The 15,518-nt window shown below is 70.5% G+C and carries 17 protein-coding genes, 1 pseudogene and 1 riboswitch; of the genes and pseudogenes, 5 read left to right on the forward strand and 13 right to left on the reverse strand.

Translation table 11 applies throughout. The annotated features are described in order from the left end of the window. Nucleotides 1-9: 9 nt before the first annotated feature. The 8 genes and pseudogenes from OG568_RS10890 to OG568_RS10920 form a co-directional block, all read right to left on the reverse strand. Nucleotides 10-1,095, reverse strand: a complete 1,086-nt coding sequence (locus OG568_RS10890; RefSeq protein WP_329531303.1) for an LLM class flavin-dependent oxidoreductase — start codon at nucleotides 1,093-1,095, stop codon at nucleotides 10-12. After that, nucleotides 1,092-2,480: an NtaA/DmoA family FMN-dependent monooxygenase gene (locus OG568_RS10895; RefSeq protein ID WP_329531304.1), complete on the reverse strand. Its 1,389-nt coding sequence runs from the start codon at nucleotides 2,478-2,480 to the stop codon at nucleotides 1,092-1,094. Before OG568_RS10895 ends, OG568_RS10890 begins: the two co-directional genes overlap by 4 nt. Nucleotides 2,481-2,497: 17 nt before the next feature. After that, a complete protein-coding gene (locus OG568_RS10900) occupies nucleotides 2,498-3,733 on the reverse strand; it encodes an LLM class flavin-dependent oxidoreductase (RefSeq protein ID WP_329531305.1) in 1,236 nt (411 codons plus the stop codon). Nucleotides 3,734-3,808: 75 nt separating this feature from the next. Then, complete coding sequence (locus OG568_RS61410; protein WP_443077608.1) at nucleotides 3,809-3,976, reverse strand: putative leader peptide; 168 nt, start codon at nucleotides 3,974-3,976, stop codon at nucleotides 3,809-3,811. A 28-nt stretch (nucleotides 3,977-4,004) separates the two neighbouring features. Then, nucleotides 4,005-4,781, reverse strand: coding sequence for a GNAT family N-acetyltransferase (locus OG568_RS10905; protein ID WP_329531306.1), 777 nt, complete (start codon nucleotides 4,779-4,781; stop codon nucleotides 4,005-4,007). 26 nt (nucleotides 4,782-4,807) lie between these two features. Next, the gene (locus OG568_RS10910; protein WP_329531307.1) at nucleotides 4,808-5,833 is read right to left on the reverse strand and encodes an ABC transporter substrate-binding protein; all 1,026 of its coding nucleotides are present in this window, start codon (nucleotides 5,831-5,833) and stop codon (nucleotides 4,808-4,810) included. A gap of 111 nt (nucleotides 5,834-5,944) precedes the next feature. Beyond that, nucleotides 5,945-6,769 (reverse strand): amino acid ABC transporter ATP-binding protein, encoded by an 825-nt coding sequence (locus OG568_RS10915; RefSeq protein ID WP_329531308.1) that lies wholly within the window; start codon nucleotides 6,767-6,769, stop codon nucleotides 5,945-5,947. Continuing rightward, a pseudogene (locus OG568_RS10920) lies at nucleotides 6,766-7,731 on the reverse strand (amino acid ABC transporter permease). Before OG568_RS10920 ends, OG568_RS10915 begins: the two are co-directional and overlap by 4 nt. Before the next feature lie 466 nt (nucleotides 7,732-8,197). After that, a riboswitch (SAM riboswitch) is annotated at nucleotides 8,198-8,344 on the forward strand. Nucleotides 8,345-8,380: 36 nt separating this feature from the next. On the opposite strand from OG568_RS10920, the gene OG568_RS61415 reads away from it, so the two are divergent. Together OG568_RS61415 and OG568_RS10925 are read left to right on the forward strand one after the other, a co-directional pair. After that, nucleotides 8,381-8,455: a putative leader peptide gene (locus tag OG568_RS61415; protein WP_351299548.1), complete on the forward strand. Its 75-nt coding sequence runs from the start codon at nucleotides 8,381-8,383 to the stop codon at nucleotides 8,453-8,455. Nucleotides 8,456-8,582: 127 nt separating this feature from the next. Beyond that, nucleotides 8,583-9,272, forward strand: a complete 690-nt coding sequence (locus OG568_RS10925) for a glutathione S-transferase C-terminal domain-containing protein (RefSeq protein WP_329531309.1) — start codon at nucleotides 8,583-8,585, stop codon at nucleotides 9,270-9,272. A gap of 50 nt (nucleotides 9,273-9,322) precedes the next feature. Here the strand turns inward: OG568_RS10925 and OG568_RS10930 are convergent, their stop codons facing one another. After that, complete coding sequence (locus tag OG568_RS10930) at nucleotides 9,323-9,838, reverse strand: YceI family protein (protein WP_329531310.1); 516 nt, start codon at nucleotides 9,836-9,838, stop codon at nucleotides 9,323-9,325. A gap of 174 nt (nucleotides 9,839-10,012) precedes the next feature. On the opposite strand from OG568_RS10930, the gene OG568_RS10935 reads away from it, so the two are divergent. Beyond that, complete coding sequence (locus OG568_RS10935; RefSeq protein WP_329531311.1) at nucleotides 10,013-10,558, forward strand: MarR family winged helix-turn-helix transcriptional regulator; 546 nt, start codon at nucleotides 10,013-10,015, stop codon at nucleotides 10,556-10,558. A 77-nt stretch (nucleotides 10,559-10,635) separates the two neighbouring features. Here the strand turns inward: OG568_RS10935 and OG568_RS10940 are convergent, their stop codons facing one another. Further along, a complete protein-coding gene (locus OG568_RS10940) occupies nucleotides 10,636-10,767 on the reverse strand; it encodes a hypothetical protein (RefSeq protein ID WP_329531312.1) in 132 nt (43 codons plus the stop codon). Between the two features lie 69 nt (nucleotides 10,768-10,836). On the opposite strand from OG568_RS10940, the gene OG568_RS10945 reads away from it, so the two are divergent. Further along, the gene (locus OG568_RS10945; RefSeq protein WP_329531313.1) at nucleotides 10,837-12,126 is read left to right on the forward strand and encodes a YhgE/Pip domain-containing protein; all 1,290 of its coding nucleotides are present in this window, start codon (nucleotides 10,837-10,839) and stop codon (nucleotides 12,124-12,126) included. Nucleotides 12,127-12,158: 32 nt separating this feature from the next. Here the strand turns inward: OG568_RS10945 and OG568_RS10950 are convergent, their stop codons facing one another. Both OG568_RS10950 and OG568_RS10955 read right to left on the reverse strand, forming a co-directional pair. Beyond that, on the reverse strand, nucleotides 12,159-12,644 hold the full coding sequence (locus OG568_RS10950) for a hypothetical protein (RefSeq protein ID WP_329531314.1): 486 nt from the start codon (nucleotides 12,642-12,644) through the stop codon (nucleotides 12,159-12,161). Between the two features lie 186 nt (nucleotides 12,645-12,830). Further along, on the reverse strand, nucleotides 12,831-13,130 hold the full coding sequence (locus tag OG568_RS10955) for an oxidoreductase C-terminal domain-containing protein (RefSeq protein WP_329531315.1): 300 nt from the start codon (nucleotides 13,128-13,130) through the stop codon (nucleotides 12,831-12,833). Nucleotides 13,131-13,374: 244 nt separating this feature from the next. Here OG568_RS10955 and OG568_RS10960 point away from each other — a divergent pair, with 244 nt between their 5' ends. Next, nucleotides 13,375-15,006, forward strand: a complete 1,632-nt coding sequence (locus OG568_RS10960) for a transposase (protein ID WP_329531316.1) — start codon at nucleotides 13,375-13,377, stop codon at nucleotides 15,004-15,006. Here the strand turns inward: OG568_RS10960 and OG568_RS10965 are convergent. Continuing rightward, a complete protein-coding gene (locus tag OG568_RS10965) occupies nucleotides 14,996-15,499 on the reverse strand; it encodes a MarR family winged helix-turn-helix transcriptional regulator (RefSeq protein ID WP_329531317.1) in 504 nt (167 codons plus the stop codon). The genes OG568_RS10960 and OG568_RS10965 overlap by 11 nt on opposite strands. Nucleotides 15,500-15,518 lie beyond the last annotated feature (19 nt).

Consider the following 15,518-nt stretch of genomic DNA (forward strand, 5'->3'; position numbering starts at 1 on the left):
CGGGGCTCCTCAGCGGTCGGCGGGGACGGACGCGGGCTCCGCGCGGACCGGGCCCCACGAAAACGGTGGATCGGGGATCTCGCGGCGCAGCACCGGTGCGACCTCCGACTGGAAACGCTCAAGGGAGTCGCGGTGCTGGGCGTCGCCGAGACCGCTCGCGTCCGCGTGCAGATGCAGCACCGTGTGCCCGAACCGCTCGTGGTAGCGGTGCACCTTGTCGATGATCTGCTGGGGGCTGCCGATGAGGGCCGAGCTGCGCTCGACGAAGTCCTCCAGGGTGGGGAAGACGGGCTCCAGGCCGAGGCTCTTCTGGAAGGCCAGGTTCCCCTCGAACACCGGGCGGTACGCGGTCAGCGCCTCCTGCGACGTACGGGCCACGTAGAGGCCCGCCGTGCCCGCGCCCACCGCGATGTCGGCCGGGTCGTGGCCGTAGTGCTCCCAGCGCTCGCGGTAGTAGCGGATCAACTCGGCGTAGGGCTCTATGGGGTTGGTGACGTTGGCGGAGAAGAGGGGGTCGCCGTAGCGGGCGGCCAGGTCGACCGACTCCTTGCTGGTCGCGCTGCCGTGCCAGACCCGGATCGGCTGCTGGTACGGCCGGGGCCACACCTCCGCGTCCTTGAGTCCCGGGCGGAAGCGGGTCTCGGCGGTCACCTTGTCCTGGCGCCAGATCGTGCGGAACACCTCGTAGCTCTCGGCGTTGCGGTCCCACTGGTCCTCGGGGGTGACGTCGAAGAGGTCGCGCTGGGCGGCCCCGTTGCCCTTGCCGATGATCAGGTCCAGGCGACCGTCGGAGAGGTGGTCGAGGGTCGCGTAGTCCTCGTACGCGCGTACCGGGTCGAGAAGGCTGAGCGTCGTCACGGCCGTGAACAGGCGGATGCGCTTGGTGAGCGCGGCGACGTGGCTGAGCACGACGGGCGGTGAGGAGGAGATGAACGGCCGCTCGTGCCGCTCCCCCACGCCGAAGCCGTCGAAGCCCAACTCCTCGGCGAGCTGCGCGTTGTCGAGGACCTCGCGGAAGCGGTCGTGCGTGGGCTTCCGTACCCCGGTGATCGGGTCGGGCCGGTGCACGATCAGGGTGATGGCCAGGAATTTCATGACGCCGCTCGCTCGTCGCGCACGGTGTCCGGGTGGGCGAGGCCGAGGTGGTCGCGCAGGGTCGTGCCCTCGTACTCCGTGCGGTACACCCCGCGCTCCTGGAGCAGCGGGACCACCGTGTCGGCGAAGGTGTCGAGGCCGCCGGGGGTGATGTGCGGGACGAGGATGAAGCCGTCACTGGCGTCGGCCTGCACGAAGGAGTCGATGGTCTCGGCGACGGTGGCCGGGGAGCCGACGAAGGTCTGCCGGTTGCCGGTCTCGATGACCAGATCGCGGATGGACCACTTGTTGGCGGCCGCGAGCTCGCGCCACTCCCGGGCGGTGGCCAGCGGGTCCCGGTACATCCGTACCTGGGCGCGGCCCCGGGCGATGGTGTGCTCGCCGAGGTCCGGGTCGATGTCGGGCAGCGGGCCGTCCGGGTCGTACGCGGACAGGTCGCGGTTCCAGACGAACTCCAGGTGCTTGATCGCGGTGGCGCCGCTGACCTGCTGGCGGCGCACCTCGCGGGAGATCTCCTGCGCCTCGGCGTCCGTGTCGCCGAGGACGAAGGTCGCGGCGGGCAGGATCAGCAGTTGGTCGCGCGTACGGCCGTAGCGGGCGAGGCGTCCCTTGACGTCCTTGTAGAACGCCTGGCCCTCCTTGAGGGTGGCGTACCGGCTGAAGATCGCGTCGGCGCCGGAGGCGGCGAACTCGCGCCCCTCCTCGGAGTCTCCGGCCTGGAAGGCGACCGGGCGTCCCTGCGGGCTGCGCGGGACGTTGAACTGTCCCTGGATGTCGAAGTGTTGGCCCTGGTGCACGAAGGCTCCGGCCTTCGCGTCGCGGAGGAAGGTGCCGGTCCGCTGGTCGGCGACGATCTCGTCCCCGTGCCAGGAGTCGAAGAGCTCGTTCGCCGTGGTCAGGAACTCCTTGGCCCGGGAGTAGCGCTCCTCCTGCGGGAGGAAGCCGCCGCGGCGGAAGTTCTCGCCGGTGAAGGCGTCCCAGGAGGTGACCACGTTCCAGGCGGCGCGGCCGTCGGAGAGGTGGTCGAGGCTGGCGAACTGACGGGCCACTTCGTAGGGCTCGTTGAAGGTGGAGTTGATGGTGCCGGTCAGGCCGAGGTGTTCGGTGACGGCGGCGAGCGCGGTGAGGATCGTGAAGGTGTCGGGGCGGCCGACGACGTCCAAGTCGTAGATCTTGCCGCCTTGTTCGCGCAGTCGCAGTCCCTCGGCGAGGAACAGGAAGTCGAACTTGGCGCGCTCGGCGGTGCGCGCGAAGTGGGCGAAGGAGCTGAACTCGATGTGGCTGCCGGCCTCGGGGTCGCTCCACACGGTGGTGTTGTTGACGCCGGGGAAGTGCGCCGCGAGGTGGATCTGCTTGCGGGGCTTGTCCTGTGACGTGCTGCTCATGAGTGGGTCCCTCCGGCTCAGGCGGTGGCGGCGTAGCGGTTGGCGGGGCGGGAGAGCCCGAGCAGCCCGCGCAGGGTGTCGGCCTCGTAGGACTGCCGGAAGACGCCCCGGCGCTGGAGTTCGGGCACGAGGCCCCGGGTGATCGCGGGCAGGTCGTGGCCGACGACGGCGGGACGCAACCGGAACCCCGACAGCCCTGCATCCCCCAACTCCTGGAGCAGATCGGCCAGTTGCGCGGGCGTGCCGGTGAAGATCCGCGCGTCGCTGGTGTAGGGGTAGCCGGCGAGGGCGTCGAGGCGCTCACGGCGGGCCGCGGCGGCGGCCGGGTCGTCGTCCAGGAACACCACGAGGTCGCCGAAGAGGTGCAGGGGTTCGCCGGTGCGGCCGGCCGCCGCCCGCTCGCCGCGGATCTCCTCGACTACGGCACGGGCCTGGTCGGTGTCATGCGGGGTCACGTAACCGAGGTCGACGGCCCGGGCCACCAGCCGGTAGGGGATGGTCGCGTGGGCCAGGGCGCTGACGATCGGCTGGCCCTGCGGTGGGCGGGGGGTGATCGAGGGGCCCTTGACGCTGAAGTGCTTGCCCTCGAAGTCGATGTAGTGCAGTTTGTCGCGGTCGAGGAAACGGCCGGTGGCGACGTCACGGATCTCCGCGTCGTCCTCCCAGCTGTCCCAGAGCCGGCGCACCGCTTCCACGTAGTCCGCGGCCTCGTCGAAGAGGTCGGTCGTCAGCTCCCGTACGGCCGGGCTGTCGAAGTCCTCGATGCGCAGCGGCGGGAACGTACGGCGGCCGAAGTACGCGGCCTCGTGGGTGCGGGCCGACACCTGCACCCGTACGCCCGCACGCCCCGTGCTCACGTAGTCGAGCGTGGCGATCGCCTTGGAGAGGTGGAAGGGCTCGGTGTGGGTGACCACGGCTGTCGGGACCAGTCCTATGTGGCTGGTCAGCGGGGCGACGCGGGCGGCGATCAGGACGGCGTCCAGGCGCCCGCGGACCTGGTCGGTGCGGTCGTCGGGCTCGGTGAGGCGCGAGGACTGGAGCCCGAGGGCGTCCTCGATGGTCACGAAGTCGAGGAGACCGCGCTCGGCCTCGGTGACCAGGTCCGTCCAGTACCCGGCGGTGAGCAGTTCGTGAGGGCGGGCCACCGGCTCGCGCCAGGCGGCCGGGTGCCAGCCGGCGCCGTCGAGCGCGACGGCGAGGTGAAGAAGGGGGGACGAGGGGGAGGAATCGGGCAGCGAAGATGATGCGGACACGGAGGGGGTGCCTTCCTGGTCGACCGTACGAGAGCGCGGCCCTCTACGCGGAGGGCGGGGCGGCGGGGTGACAGGTCAGGGACGACAGAGCGCGCCGGCCACGCGCTGCAGATCGATGTGCGGCCGGGAGTAAAGACGTACACGGCGGCGCGGGGTGAGCACCATGACGCGAAGATCGGACCCGACTCGCACGTCGCTCACCTCCGCTCTTGCGTCCCGGCGGGCCCGTGGCCGCGCCGACATCGTGCATCCCTTCAACACAACGGCCCGCCTACGCCGTCTGTTCCTGCTCGGCGCCCGGAGTTCGGACGAGGAGGAACTCCGAGCGGCGGCGCAGGGTGAAGCCGATCGACTCGTAGAGCCGGATCGCGCCGGTGTTGGTCGCGGAGGCGTGCAGGAAGGGGGTGTCGCCGCGCTCCCTGATGCCTGCGGCGACGGCGCGGACCAGTCGCGTGGCCAGGCCCTTGCCGCGGTGGTCCGGGGCGGTGCAGACCGCGCTGATCTCGGTCCAGCCGGGCGGGCGCAGCCTCCCCCAGCCTCCGGCCGGGGGGACCCCCATCTCGCTTCGCTCGCCGGCCAGGGCGATGAGCCGGCCGCGGTGCCGGATGCCGAGGTAGGTGCCGAGTTCGACCGTGCGGGGCAGGAAGGGCCCCGGCTCGGTCAGGGCGATCAGGTCCAGGATCTCGGGCACGTCGTCCGGCCCGAGCCGCACCGCGTCGGGGGCGGGCTCGGCGCGCAGCGCGGTGTCGACCAGTTGTACGCCCCGGCCGTGCTGCACCGTCTCCCAGCCCTCGGGCACCGACTTCGCGCCGGTCACGGGGGTGACGGTGCCGGGGCCGACGAGTGCGGCGAGGTCGTCCCAGGCGCGTGGGTCGGCCGGGTCGGCGAGGGCGGTGAACGGGGAGACGTCCAGGGGGTAGCGGGCGGCGCGGCCGACGCGCTCGGCGAGGTGGGCGTGCGGGCCGGTCAGCGCGGCCCAGGCGGCGTTGTCCAGGATGTGGGGCGCCGCAGGGCTCTGCGGCGGAGCAGGTCGGGCAACGGTGGACATGGTGGTGTCGGACCTCCGGGGCGCGGTCAGGAGTTGTCGAGCGGCAGGCCGGGCGGGTTGATCTGCGAGGTGCTGACGGCCTCGTTGGAGAGGTTCCAGGCGGCGAGCCACTTGGCGTACTGACCGTTCTTGATGAGGTGGTTGATCGCGTCGGCGACCGGCTTGGCCAGCCCGCTGTCCTTCTTCGCGGTGGCCGCGATCAGCCCCTGGAGCGTCGCGCCCGCGCCGGAGAACTTGCCCGCGTTGCGGGTCGGGTTGGGCGTCTTCGCCGTCTGGGTGATGTGGTACGAGATACCGGGGTTGGGTCCGAAGTAGGCGTCGATCTTCCCGCTGGACAGCGCCAGATAGACGCTGTTGTTGTCCTGGAAGTACTTGACGGTGAGCTTCTTGCCCTCCTTCGCGAGCTTCGCCTTCCACTCCAGCAGGAGCTTCTCCTGGTTGGTTCCGGCGCCCACGGAGACGGTCCGGCCGGCCAGGTTCTCGTAGTCGCCGGCGAAGTTCCAGGTGCTCTTCTTCGGCACCTCGAAGGCGAGGTTGTCCTGCCGGTAGGAGGCGAACTCGTACTTCTTCTTGCGTTCCTCGGTGTCCGTGACGTTCGTGAAAGCGACGTCGACCTTGCCGCTGTCGATGCCGACGAACAGGTTCTCCCAGGTCGAGTTCTTCACCTCCGGCTTCAGTCCGAGGACGGCGGCGACCAGTCGGCCGAGGTCGGGTTCGGCACCGGTGAGGGTCTTCTGGTCCTGGCCCACGTACGCCAGCGGCGGGAACCCGGCGGGCAGCGCGCCGACGCCGATGACCAGCTTGCCGCTCTTGGCGACCGACTTGGGCAGTTCGGCGCTGATGGACTTGACCTCGGACACCTTGAGGTCGGTCTGCCGTGCGGCGCCGTTGGAGAGCGCGCCGACGGTGACGGTGCCGGAGGCCGCGCTGCCGGAGGTGGTGGCGGCGTCGCTCTCACCCCCGCACGCGGCGAGACCGGCGGCGAGGGTGGCGACGGCGGTGGAGGCGGTGAGGCCACGGAGGAGTCTGCTGCGGAGGGTGAGGGTGCGCATGGCTGTCCTTGTCCGATGTTCGTGAGTGAAGGTGAGGTGGGTGAAGGTGAGGTGGGTGAAGGTGAGGTGGGTGAAGGCGCGCGGGACGAAGGCACGGAGGGTGCAGGAGGTTCAGAGGACCTTGCTCAGGAAGTCCCTGGTCCGCTCGTGTACGGGGTGGTCCAGCACCTCGGTGGGCGAGCCCTGTTCCACCACCCGGCCCTCGTCGAGGAAGACGACCCGGTCGGCCACCTCACGGGCGAAGCCGATCTCGTGGGTCACGATGACCAGAGTGGTGCCGCTGGTCGCCAGGTCCTTGATGACGGCCAGCACCTCGCCGACCAGCTCGGGGTCGAGGGCGGAGGTGGGTTCGTCGAAGAGGATGACCCCGGGCCGCAGCGCGAGGGCGCGGGCGATGGCGACCCGCTGCTGCTGACCGCCCGACAACTGGCGTGGATAGGCGCCCGCCTTGTCGGCCAGACCCACACGGTCGAGGAGGGTGCGTGCGAGCTCCCTGGCCTCGGGCCGCTTCAGCCGTCGGGTCGCCACCGGCGCGGCCGCCACGTTGTCCAGCACCGTCAGATGCGGGAACAGGTTGAAGTTCTGGAAGACGAACCCGATCCGGCCGCGCTGGGCCAGGATCGCCCGCTCGGTCAGCTCCTTCAGCCTCCCCCAGCCTTCGGCCGGGGGGACCCCCATCTCGCTTCGCTCGCCGTGCCTGCGTACGCCGATGAGCTCGCCGTTCAGGCTGACATGGCCGATCTCGGGCTTCTCCAGGTGGTTGATCACCCTGAGGAGGGTGGACTTGCCGGAGCCGGACGGGCCGAGGATCACGGTGACCTCACCCGGCGGTACGGTCAACTCCACTCCGTTCAGCACGCGTTGGGTGCCGTACCACTTGTGCACATCGCGCACCTCGACGGCGGCCGGCCGGATCGCGAGCGTCTCGTCGGTCATATCGCCGCCTCCTTGCGGATCCGCGCCCGCAGGTCACGCAGACCGGTGCGGACCTTCTGCAACGGGGTCGGCGGGAGGGAGCGCAGCGCGCCCCGCGAGTAGTACCGCTCGACGTAGAACTGGATGACGGACACGACGCTCGTGAGGATCAGATACCAGGCGGTGGCGACCAGCAGCAGCGGCACGATGTCGCCGGGGTAGGTGGAGCCCATGCTCTGCACCGAGCCGAAGAGGTCGAGCAGCGAGACGTAGAAAACCAGCGAGGTTCCCTTGATCAGGCCGATCAACTAGTTGACGTAGTTGGGGGTGATGGAGCGCAGTGCCTGCGGGAACACGATCCTCGTGAACTGGTAGCCCTTGGGCAGACCGAGTGCTGAGGCCGCTTCGTGCTGGCCCTGGTCGACGGAGAGGATGCCGCCGCGGACCACTTCCGCCGCGTACGCCGCCTCGTTGAGGCTCAGTCCGACGACCGCGACGACCATGTCGGTGGCGAGCCGGGACTCGTCGAAGGTGAGGAAGGCGGGGCCGAAGGGGACGCCGAGGCTCAGCGTCTTGTAGAGCGCGCTGAAGTTGTAGAGGAAGAGCAGGACGACGATGAGCGGCACCGAGCGGAACAGCCAGATGTAGACCCAGCTCACCGCGCGCAGTACGGGGCTCCTGGAGAGTCTGGCCAGTGCGAGCAGGATGCCGCCGAGCAGGCCCAACACGGCGCTGTAGACGGTCACTTCGAGGGTGATGAGCAGACCGTCGAGGATCGTGGGGCGCAGGAACCAGTACTGGAACCGGTCCCACTGGAAGAAGGGGTTGGTCGCCAGCCCGTGGACGATCTGTGCGACCACGACGAGCACGATGGCCGAGGCGATCCAGCGGCCGGGGTGGCGCAGGGGCAGTACGCGCTGGGTCGCGGTGAGGCGGGGCTCCGTCGTGCTCAACGGCACGGCGGAGCCCAGGGATTCACTCATGGAGGGCTCCAACGAATGCGGACACACCGCCGCCGCGGCCCGTACGACGGCGGTGCGCGGGGGCAGACGGATGTCAGGGGGTACGGAGGGGGAGGCTCACCGACGGAGCGCCGACAAGGCGGCGGGCGAGGGAGGTTGAGCCATGCGGACGTTCAACGCCGCGGAAGGCGGAAGCGGTCAGCCCTGACAGAGACAGCGGGCGCCGCGGGCGGTACAACACAGTGCGGCGGCGGAGCAGCCGTGGCGCCGCGGAGCGGTCGTCCCGTCAGCTGCGTACATCGCGTTCACCGTCACCATTCCGCCTCGTTGGGCCTCACACGTACCGGAATCGATCCGGCCCGATGCGGCGTAAGTTAGACACGGCCCCAAACGAATGTCAACGCGCACCGGCCGGAATGACCACGTCGTGAGACCGCGCATATGCCTTCTTGACGGCTTCGCGGACCACACCGAGACTGACAGGGACGGTCACGATTGTCAGCGCCCGTCGTGCGGGGTTCTCCCGTTCGACGCGGTTATCGGCCCCGGCCCGCTGACAGGCAACCCTTCCACCGCGACGGGGTGCCCCGGGTGACGACCGGGTCCCGCCGGAGCGGCGGGACAAGCGTGGTCTCGCCTCTCGCGAGCCCCGGACACGGGAGCGATGGGAATGGCCAGGAGGAGCACGAACGGTCTGACCAGGCGCCTGCACATCGATCTGCAGCGGGTCTCCAGCGCCTACTAGTCCACACGGTCCGTCCGTCGAGTCCGGCATGTCCCACGATCCGGACCGGTCCGTACGTCAGCGCAGTCACTCCGTTCCGCCACCGCCGCCCTGCCGGCCGCGGGGCTTCGACGTTCCCTGGAGAGTCATGCCCAAGACAGCTTCGCTCGGGGCCCCTCGCCCCCACCGCATCAACAGCCGCATCGGCGTGGGCCTGGCCGGCGGTTTCTACCCGGCGCCGCACCGCTATCAGCTGTACCTCTGCGAGGGCTGTCCGCGTTCGCTGCGCATCTCGATCACCCTGGAGCTGCTCGGTCTCCACGACTCGGTCGCCACCACGCTGCTGACGCTTCCCGCCGAGACACCCGGCGCGTTCGCCGCACTGCGCGGCGCGTACGAGGCCACCTGGCACCACTACGACGGTCCGCTCATCGCGCCCGCGCTGTGCGACCGTTGGAGCGGGCGGATCGTGAGCAACCACACGCCCGACATCCTGCGCGACCTCGCCGGACTGCCGACCTGCCGGGACGACGCCCGCCTCCCCCGGCTGCACCCATCGGCCCTCGTCGCGGACATCGACGCCTTGCGCGAACTCCTCGACCGGGACGTCACCCCCACCGCACCACCGCAGGCGCGCACGACGACACTCGAGGCACTGGACCGCCAACTCGTCGCGGGCGCCTACGTGTTGGGCGACAAGCTGACGGCCGCGGACGTCGACCTCTGGGTGGCCCTGACCCAGCTCGGCCCGACGGAATCCCTCTCTCCGTACGGTCGACTCCGGGATTACGTACATCGGCTCGACGCCCACCCGGCCTTTCACGGCAAGGTGCGCTGAGCGCGTACGCCGGGGCCGGTAGGGCCGCAGGGCCCCGGCGCCGCGTCGGCTCAGGCCTTGGCGCGGGTGAAGACGAGCGTGCTGGTGACCGTCGTCAGGCCGCGGATCATGCCCATCTGGTTCCAGCCCATGTCGAACTGGTCGCGGTCCACGGTGAACTCCGCGGTGAGCGTGACGGTGTCGGCGCTCGCCCCGGTCACCCGGCCGGTGACGGGCTGCGGCCGGCTGATGCCGCGCACGGTCAGCTGCCCATTGATCTCCACCGTGTCGTCCTGACCGAGGGTGGCGTCGCGGACGGCGAAGGTGATCGCGGGGTGGCGGTCGGCGTCGAAGAGGTCGGCCGAGCGGAGGTGCTTGTCCCGCTTGGCGTTCTTGGTGTCCAGGGACGCGACGTCCAGGGTGATGGTGCCGCGGGCGGTCCCGTCGGGCTGTACCTCACCCTCTCCGGCGACTCCGGTGAAGGTGCCCTTCACGTTGACCATGCCCCACATCGTCTTGTGCTGGATGGCGACGACGGTACGGGCGGGGTCGAGCTGCCAGAGGCCGGTTTCGACGGCGACGGTCATGTGAGTTCTCCAGACGGTTACGGGCGGTGCGCAGGGGTGCGCGACACACAGGGGCGCGCGACACACAGGGGCGCGCGGCACACGGGGACTGTGGGGACAACGTGGTTATCCAAATTTGGATGACTCCACGCTAGCCGCTTCTTCAAATTTGGACAACCGGTAGACTTGGACACTATGGCCGACCCTTCCGCCCCCACTGACCTGCCCGAACATGAGCCGTCGGGCGACGGTGAGCTGCTGCCCACCCCGCTGCGGGCCTGGATGCGCCTACTGGCGGCGGCCGGGGCGATCGAGCAGCAGCTGCGTGCCCGCGTCAAGGACACCCTCGACGTCTCGCACGACGAGTTCCTGGTGCTGTGCCTGCTGGCCGACCAGCCCGGGTCCAGCCTGCGGATGACCCAGATCGCCGAACTACTGGGCCGCCCCAAGACACGGCTGACCTATCAGGTGGCCTGTCTGCAGCACGCGGGACTGATCACACGGCGCTCGGCGTGCGGCGACCGGCGCGGTATCGAGGTGGCCCTCACGGACAAGGCGCGTCGGCTGCTGCGCGAGTCCACGGGGCCGCTGGCCGAAGCCGTCTCGCAGGCCATCGCGCAGACGGCCTGCGCGCAGCGGTACGAGGCACTGCACGACCTGTTGCCGCCCGCACCCCATCCCGGTGCGGAGTCCGGGCCGGCCCAGGGGGACGACAAGGCCTCCGAGCAACCGGGGAAGTAGCCCCTTCGGGGCCGAGTTCGCCTTCGGGCCGGCGGTCAGCGGCGACCGCCCCGTGTCGACTCGTTCTCCCGGCGTTCCTAGGTGGCGCGGTGCTGCTCGCCGCACACCCGGCGGTGCGGGTCGTCGTCGTGGGCGTCCTCGTGGGCGCGGCGCTCCGTGGCGCTCCACGCGCGGCGCGTCGCTGACCGTCGTACCGCCGCAGCCCGCATCCTGGCCTGGTGCGGGCGCCCGTACCCGCCCACGCAGGTCCCGCGCCGCCACCCCACCCACGGAGAACCATGGCCGCCGACAGCACGTCCACCGCCGACGACACCCCCGTCCGGGCACGCGCCGCCGCGCTCCTGTGTCGCCCCAGACTGTGGCTGGTGCCGACCGTGCTGTGCGGGCTGCTGGCGTTCCTGCTGTCGCTGCTCTACATGGGCGGCATCGTCAACCCGAACGGGGAACTGCACCACCTGCCCATCGGCATCGTCAACGCCGACCAGGGCAGACCCCTGCCCGGGCAGACCACGAACCTCGGCACACAGATCACCCGCTCCGTCATCACCGACACCTCCGGCAAGGCCGACTGGCAGCCCCTCACCCGCGCCCAGACCGAGGAGAAACTGGCCTCCGGCAAGATCTACGGCGCCCTGGTCGTCCCCGCCGACTTCACCACCACCACCGCCGCCCTCACCACGGCGAACGCCACCACCCGGCCCACCCTGACGGTGCTCACCAACCCCGGCATGGGCAGCCTCGGCTCCTCCCTCGCCGCCCGGATCACCCAACAGGCCGCCGAGCAGGCCTCCCTGGCCATCGGCAAGCAGCTGATGGATTCCGCCGCCACCGCGCAGGCCGACGCCACCACCCGCCTCGTGCTGGCCGACCCCGTCGCCGTCACCACCCAGGTCGGCCACCCCATCAGCGATCACAGCGGCCTGGGTCTGAGCGCCTTCTACTACACCCTGCTCCTCGTCCTCGCCGGATTCCTCGGCGGCAACGTCATCAACAACGGCGTCGACACCGCCCTCGGCTACGCCGACAACGAGATCGGCCCCTGGCACACCCGCCGTCCCACCGTGCCCATCAGCCGCACCCAGACACTGCTGCTGAAGATGGCCATGACCGCGGGAATCATCGTCCTCAGCACCACGCTGGTCATGATCGCCACCATCGGCATCCTCGGCATGGACGCCTCGCACCTGCCGCTGCTGTGGGTCTACTCCTACTGCGCGTCACTCGCCGTCGGCCTGGGCGTACAGGCCATCAACGCCGCCTTCGGGGGCATCGGTCAGCTCGTCTCGATGTTCGTGTTCATCGTCCTGGGCCTGCCGTCCTCCGGATCCACCGTGCCCCTCGAAGCCGTCCCCGGCTTCTACCGTTTCCTGAGCACCTTCGAACCGATGCACCAACTCAGCATGGGTGTCAGGGCCATCCTCTTCTTCGACGCCCGCGGCGACGCCGGCCTCACCCGCGCCTGGATCATGATCGCCGTCGGCGCCGCCCTCGGCCTCCTCTTCGGCCTCGCCATGACCCGTTACTACGACCGCAAGGGCCTGCACCGCTTCACCCCTCAGCCCGCCTGATCCCGCGGGACGGCACGGGGGGCGAGTCCTCGTCAGGATCCGGTCGTGGCGTTCGGGTCCCGCAGGCGCCGGACGGTTCCGCCGACCTTCGCACGCAGCGGTTCGAGGACCTCCGGCTGTGCGCTGATCGCCCAGCGCGGGCCGACGAGAAACGTCCCGCCGTAGACCGCGGCACTGTCCAGCCAGGTCAGTTTGTACCGCTCTTCGGGGAACGTCGTGATGAGGTAGTCGCCGGTCTCCGTGTGGCAGGCACCCTCGCGGAGTTCCTTCGCCTCGATGCGGATCGTGACCTTGCATCCGGTGAGGTTCGCGAGCACCTCGACGTCCGCGGGCGCCACCACCTCGACGGCGCCGGCCTTCTTCGAGGCCTTGCGCTCGGCCGCCGCCTCCTCCCCTCCGGCGTCGCAGCCCACGGCAAGGGGGAGCAGAGCCAGACCCCCGGCGACCGCGGCCCGGCGGACGAGGCGGGTGGGGGAAGGGGTGCGGCCGAGGCGTCCTTGGCGTCGCTGCTGGGGCACGTCGTCTCTTTCCGTCTCCGGTGCGGTTCGCGCGTACTCGAAAAGGGATACGAAGGGACGCCGGGTCCTGTTCACGACGTGTCTCCCGGACGCGTGTGTCGCGGGCGAGGCCGGCCGGCATGGTGTCGATCAGACCGTCCACGATCTTCCCGCGCGTCGCCACGCGGGTTCTTCCGCGCGCGGTGCTCAGAAGGACGGTTCGCCGTGGACGGCCTCCTTGGCATCGGCGTCCGTCGCCCATGCCCAGGCCCGTATCGCCTCGTGCCAGCTGGTGCCGGTGGCGATGGCCTGCCGCCAGGGACGCATGGCCTTCGGCGGCATCCCGACCGCGAGGGCTCCGGCCAGCCGGTCACCGGTGCGGTAGACGGCCAGGAACCGACGCTCGCTCAACTCGCCCTCCACCACGACGATCTCGTCGTGCCCGCGCAGATGGCCGAGCCGAGCAGGCGACTCCCCTTCGCCCGGACCGGGGGTCCTCCGTTCCACACCAGACCCACCGCTGGATCAGGCCGGGTGGGCGGCCCCGGCCGGCTCCCGGGGGGGGGAGCTGCTGCTCCTGGAGTGCGCTCGAGCACGTTGTAACGGTGAGCGGGAGCGAGTGCCGGTGATAAGCGTCGTGCCACGTACCTGAAGGGAACTGGTGTTCTTGTGCCGAATGCGTGACCTCTGCGGGTGGTGCTCGTTGGATGCGGTGTTGGGATCTTCGGGTGCGGACGGGCGGGGGTGGAGGGTGGGCGAGCTGAGGGAAGTGGCGGAGCCGTTCGTCGCGTCCGGTCCGACCGGTGTGGCGGTCCGTACCCGGCTCAAGCTCCTGGCCCCTGGGGACGAGAAGGTGCTGCGGCTGGTCGGTGCGCATCTGGGGTCGCTCGCCGCGAAGGATCTTGCGGCGCGCTGCCGGGACGGTCCGGAGCATTCCGCCGACACCTGGGCGGCCCGCAAGCGCGAGCTGACCCCCCTCTCGTCGTCACGCTGGGCCGGGACGATCACGAAGGCGTCGCACGACCAGTGGGCGCTGGCCCGCCGCTGCCAGCTGGCGCACGTCCAGAACCTGGAAGCGGGCATCAGGACCCTCACACACCGGCTGTCCCTTCCCGTCGGGCAGAAGGGCTCCAAAAAGACGCCGGGCGGTTACCGTTCGAGGCGGGAGTGGCATGCCAAGGCGCGTCGCCTGCACGTGCTGGAAGACCGACTGGCCGCCGAGCGGGCCGACCGTGAGGCGAGGCGCGTGCGTGTCGTGCGCGGCGGCAAGCGCCTGGCCCGCACCCGGCACCACCTGGACGCCGCCCACCTCACCGAGGCCCAGTGGCGTGAACTCTGGGAGGCCGAGCGCTGGTTCCTCGCCGCCGACGGAGAGTCCGGCAAGCGCTACGGCAACGAGACCATCCGCGTCAGCCCCGACGGCGAGGTCAGCATCAAGCTGCCCGCGCCGCTCGCGCATCTGGCGAACGCCGGGCACGGCCGGTACGTCCTCGCCTGCCGCGCCACGTTCGGGCACCGGGGCACCGAGTGGGCCGACCGCGTTGGGGCCAACCGGGCGATCGCCTACCGCATCCACCTGGACGTGGGCCGGGACCGCTGGTATCTGACCGCCTCCTGGCAGATCCCGCCCACCCCGGCCATCCCCATCCGTGCCGCGCTCGTCGACGGCGTGATCGGTGTGGACATGAACGCCGACCACCTCGCCGCCTGGCGCCTGGACGTCCACGGCAACCCCATCGGTGCCCCGCGCCGGTTCTTCTACGACCTGACCGGCTCGCGAGATCACCGCGACGCCCAGGTCCGCCACGCCCTCACCCGGCTGCTGCACTGGGCCCGGGCCTGCGGCGTGAAGGCCATCGCCATCGAGGACCTGGACTTCACCGCAGACAAGACCCGCGAGAAACACGGCCGCAGGAAGCGGTTCCGGCAGGTCATCTCCGGCATGCCCACCGGCAGACTCCGCGCCCGGCTGACCTCGATGGCCGACCAGACGGGCATCGCCATCATCGCCGTGGACCCCGCCTACACCAGCCGCTGGGGCGCCCAGCACTGGCAAAAACCTCTCACCAGCAGCAACCGTAAGACGACTCGCCACGACGCGGCAGCGGTGGCGATCGGAAGGCGCGCCCAGGGACACCCGATCCGGCGACGGACGGCACCGCCCCCGCACGACCAGAGTGATCGTGCGGGGCATCGGACCGTCCAGGCCCGACCGGGCATCCCCAGGCGTGAGGGAACCCGCCCCCGCATCCCCGGACCACGGACACGATCCGTCGGCGCCGGACGCGGAGCGAACGCGGGGGACCAGAACGCCCAGCACCGTTCGGGGCGTTCGGCTGAGCACGGGTCCTGGCAACAGGACTCACTCCCGCTCAGTCTTTAGCAACGGTCTCCTCGTCCTCGATGGCGTACGAGAGGAAGTCGTCCACCATCCGGTGGAACAGGGTGGCGAGCTGCTGCAGCTCCTGCGGCGACCAGTCCGCCAGAGCCATCTGCATACCCCGCGTGCTCGCCTCGCGAATGCGGTCGACCGCCTCCTCGCCCGCCGGGGTGATCTGGATGCGCTGCGCACGGCGGTCGTCGGGGTCCGGCACCCTGGTCACGAGGCCGGCCTTCTGCAACTGCTGCACCTGGCGGGTGACATGAGAAGCCTCCACGGCCAGCCGGGCCGCGAGCTCACCGGGGCGCAGGGGCTCGGAGTCGGCGATCTGCCGCAGCAGCGCCGTGGCGGCACGGTCCAGCGCCACCCCGGCCAGCGCCATCAGCCGATCGTGCTGGCGGATCCCTCTGGCCAGGTAGGTGACGCGGCTCAGGGCGCGCTCGATCTCCTGCATGGCGGCCGAGACGGGAACCTCTGCGGGCGGCGGTGTGGGCATGGCCCAAGTCTAGCATCTA

The sequence above is a fragment of the Streptomyces sp. NBC_01450 genome (assembly GCF_036227505.1).
GTDB lineage: Bacteria > Actinomycetota > Actinomycetes > Streptomycetales > Streptomycetaceae > Streptomyces.

Coding starts and splice junctions, on each gene's coding strand:
- OG568_RS10930 (WP_329531310.1), bottom strand. CDS start 9,838: ATGACCGTCGCCGTCGAAACCGGCCTCTGGCAGCTCGACCCCGCCCGT.
- OG568_RS10935 (WP_329531311.1), top strand. CDS start 10,013: ATGGCCGACCCTTCCGCCCCCACTGACCTGCCCGAACATGAGCCGTCG.
- OG568_RS10915 (WP_329531308.1), bottom strand. CDS start 6,769: ATGACCGACGAGACGCTCGCGATCCGGCCGGCCGCCGTCGAGGTGCGC.
- OG568_RS10945 (WP_329531313.1), top strand. CDS start 10,837: ATGGCCGCCGACAGCACGTCCACCGCCGACGACACCCCCGTCCGGGCA.
- OG568_RS10910 (WP_329531307.1), bottom strand. CDS start 5,833: ATGCGCACCCTCACCCTCCGCAGCAGACTCCTCCGTGGCCTCACCGCC.
- OG568_RS10895 (WP_329531304.1), bottom strand. CDS start 2,480: ATGAGCAGCACGTCACAGGACAAGCCCCGCAAGCAGATCCACCTCGCG.
- OG568_RS10940 (WP_329531312.1), bottom strand. CDS start 10,767: ATGCGGGCTGCGGCGGTACGACGGTCAGCGACGCGCCGCGCGTGGAGC.
- OG568_RS10905 (WP_329531306.1), bottom strand. CDS start 4,781: ATGTCCACCGTTGCCCGACCTGCTCCGCCGCAGAGCCCTGCGGCGCCC.
- OG568_RS61410 (WP_443077608.1), bottom strand. CDS start 3,976: ATGTCGGCGCGGCCACGGGCCCGCCGGGACGCAAGAGCGGAGGTGAGC.
- OG568_RS10925 (WP_329531309.1), top strand. CDS start 8,583: ATGCCCAAGACAGCTTCGCTCGGGGCCCCTCGCCCCCACCGCATCAAC.
- OG568_RS10890 (WP_329531303.1), bottom strand. CDS start 1,095: ATGAAATTCCTGGCCATCACCCTGATCGTGCACCGGCCCGACCCGATC.
- OG568_RS10965 (WP_329531317.1), bottom strand. CDS start 15,499: ATGCCCACACCGCCGCCCGCAGAGGTTCCCGTCTCGGCCGCCATGCAG.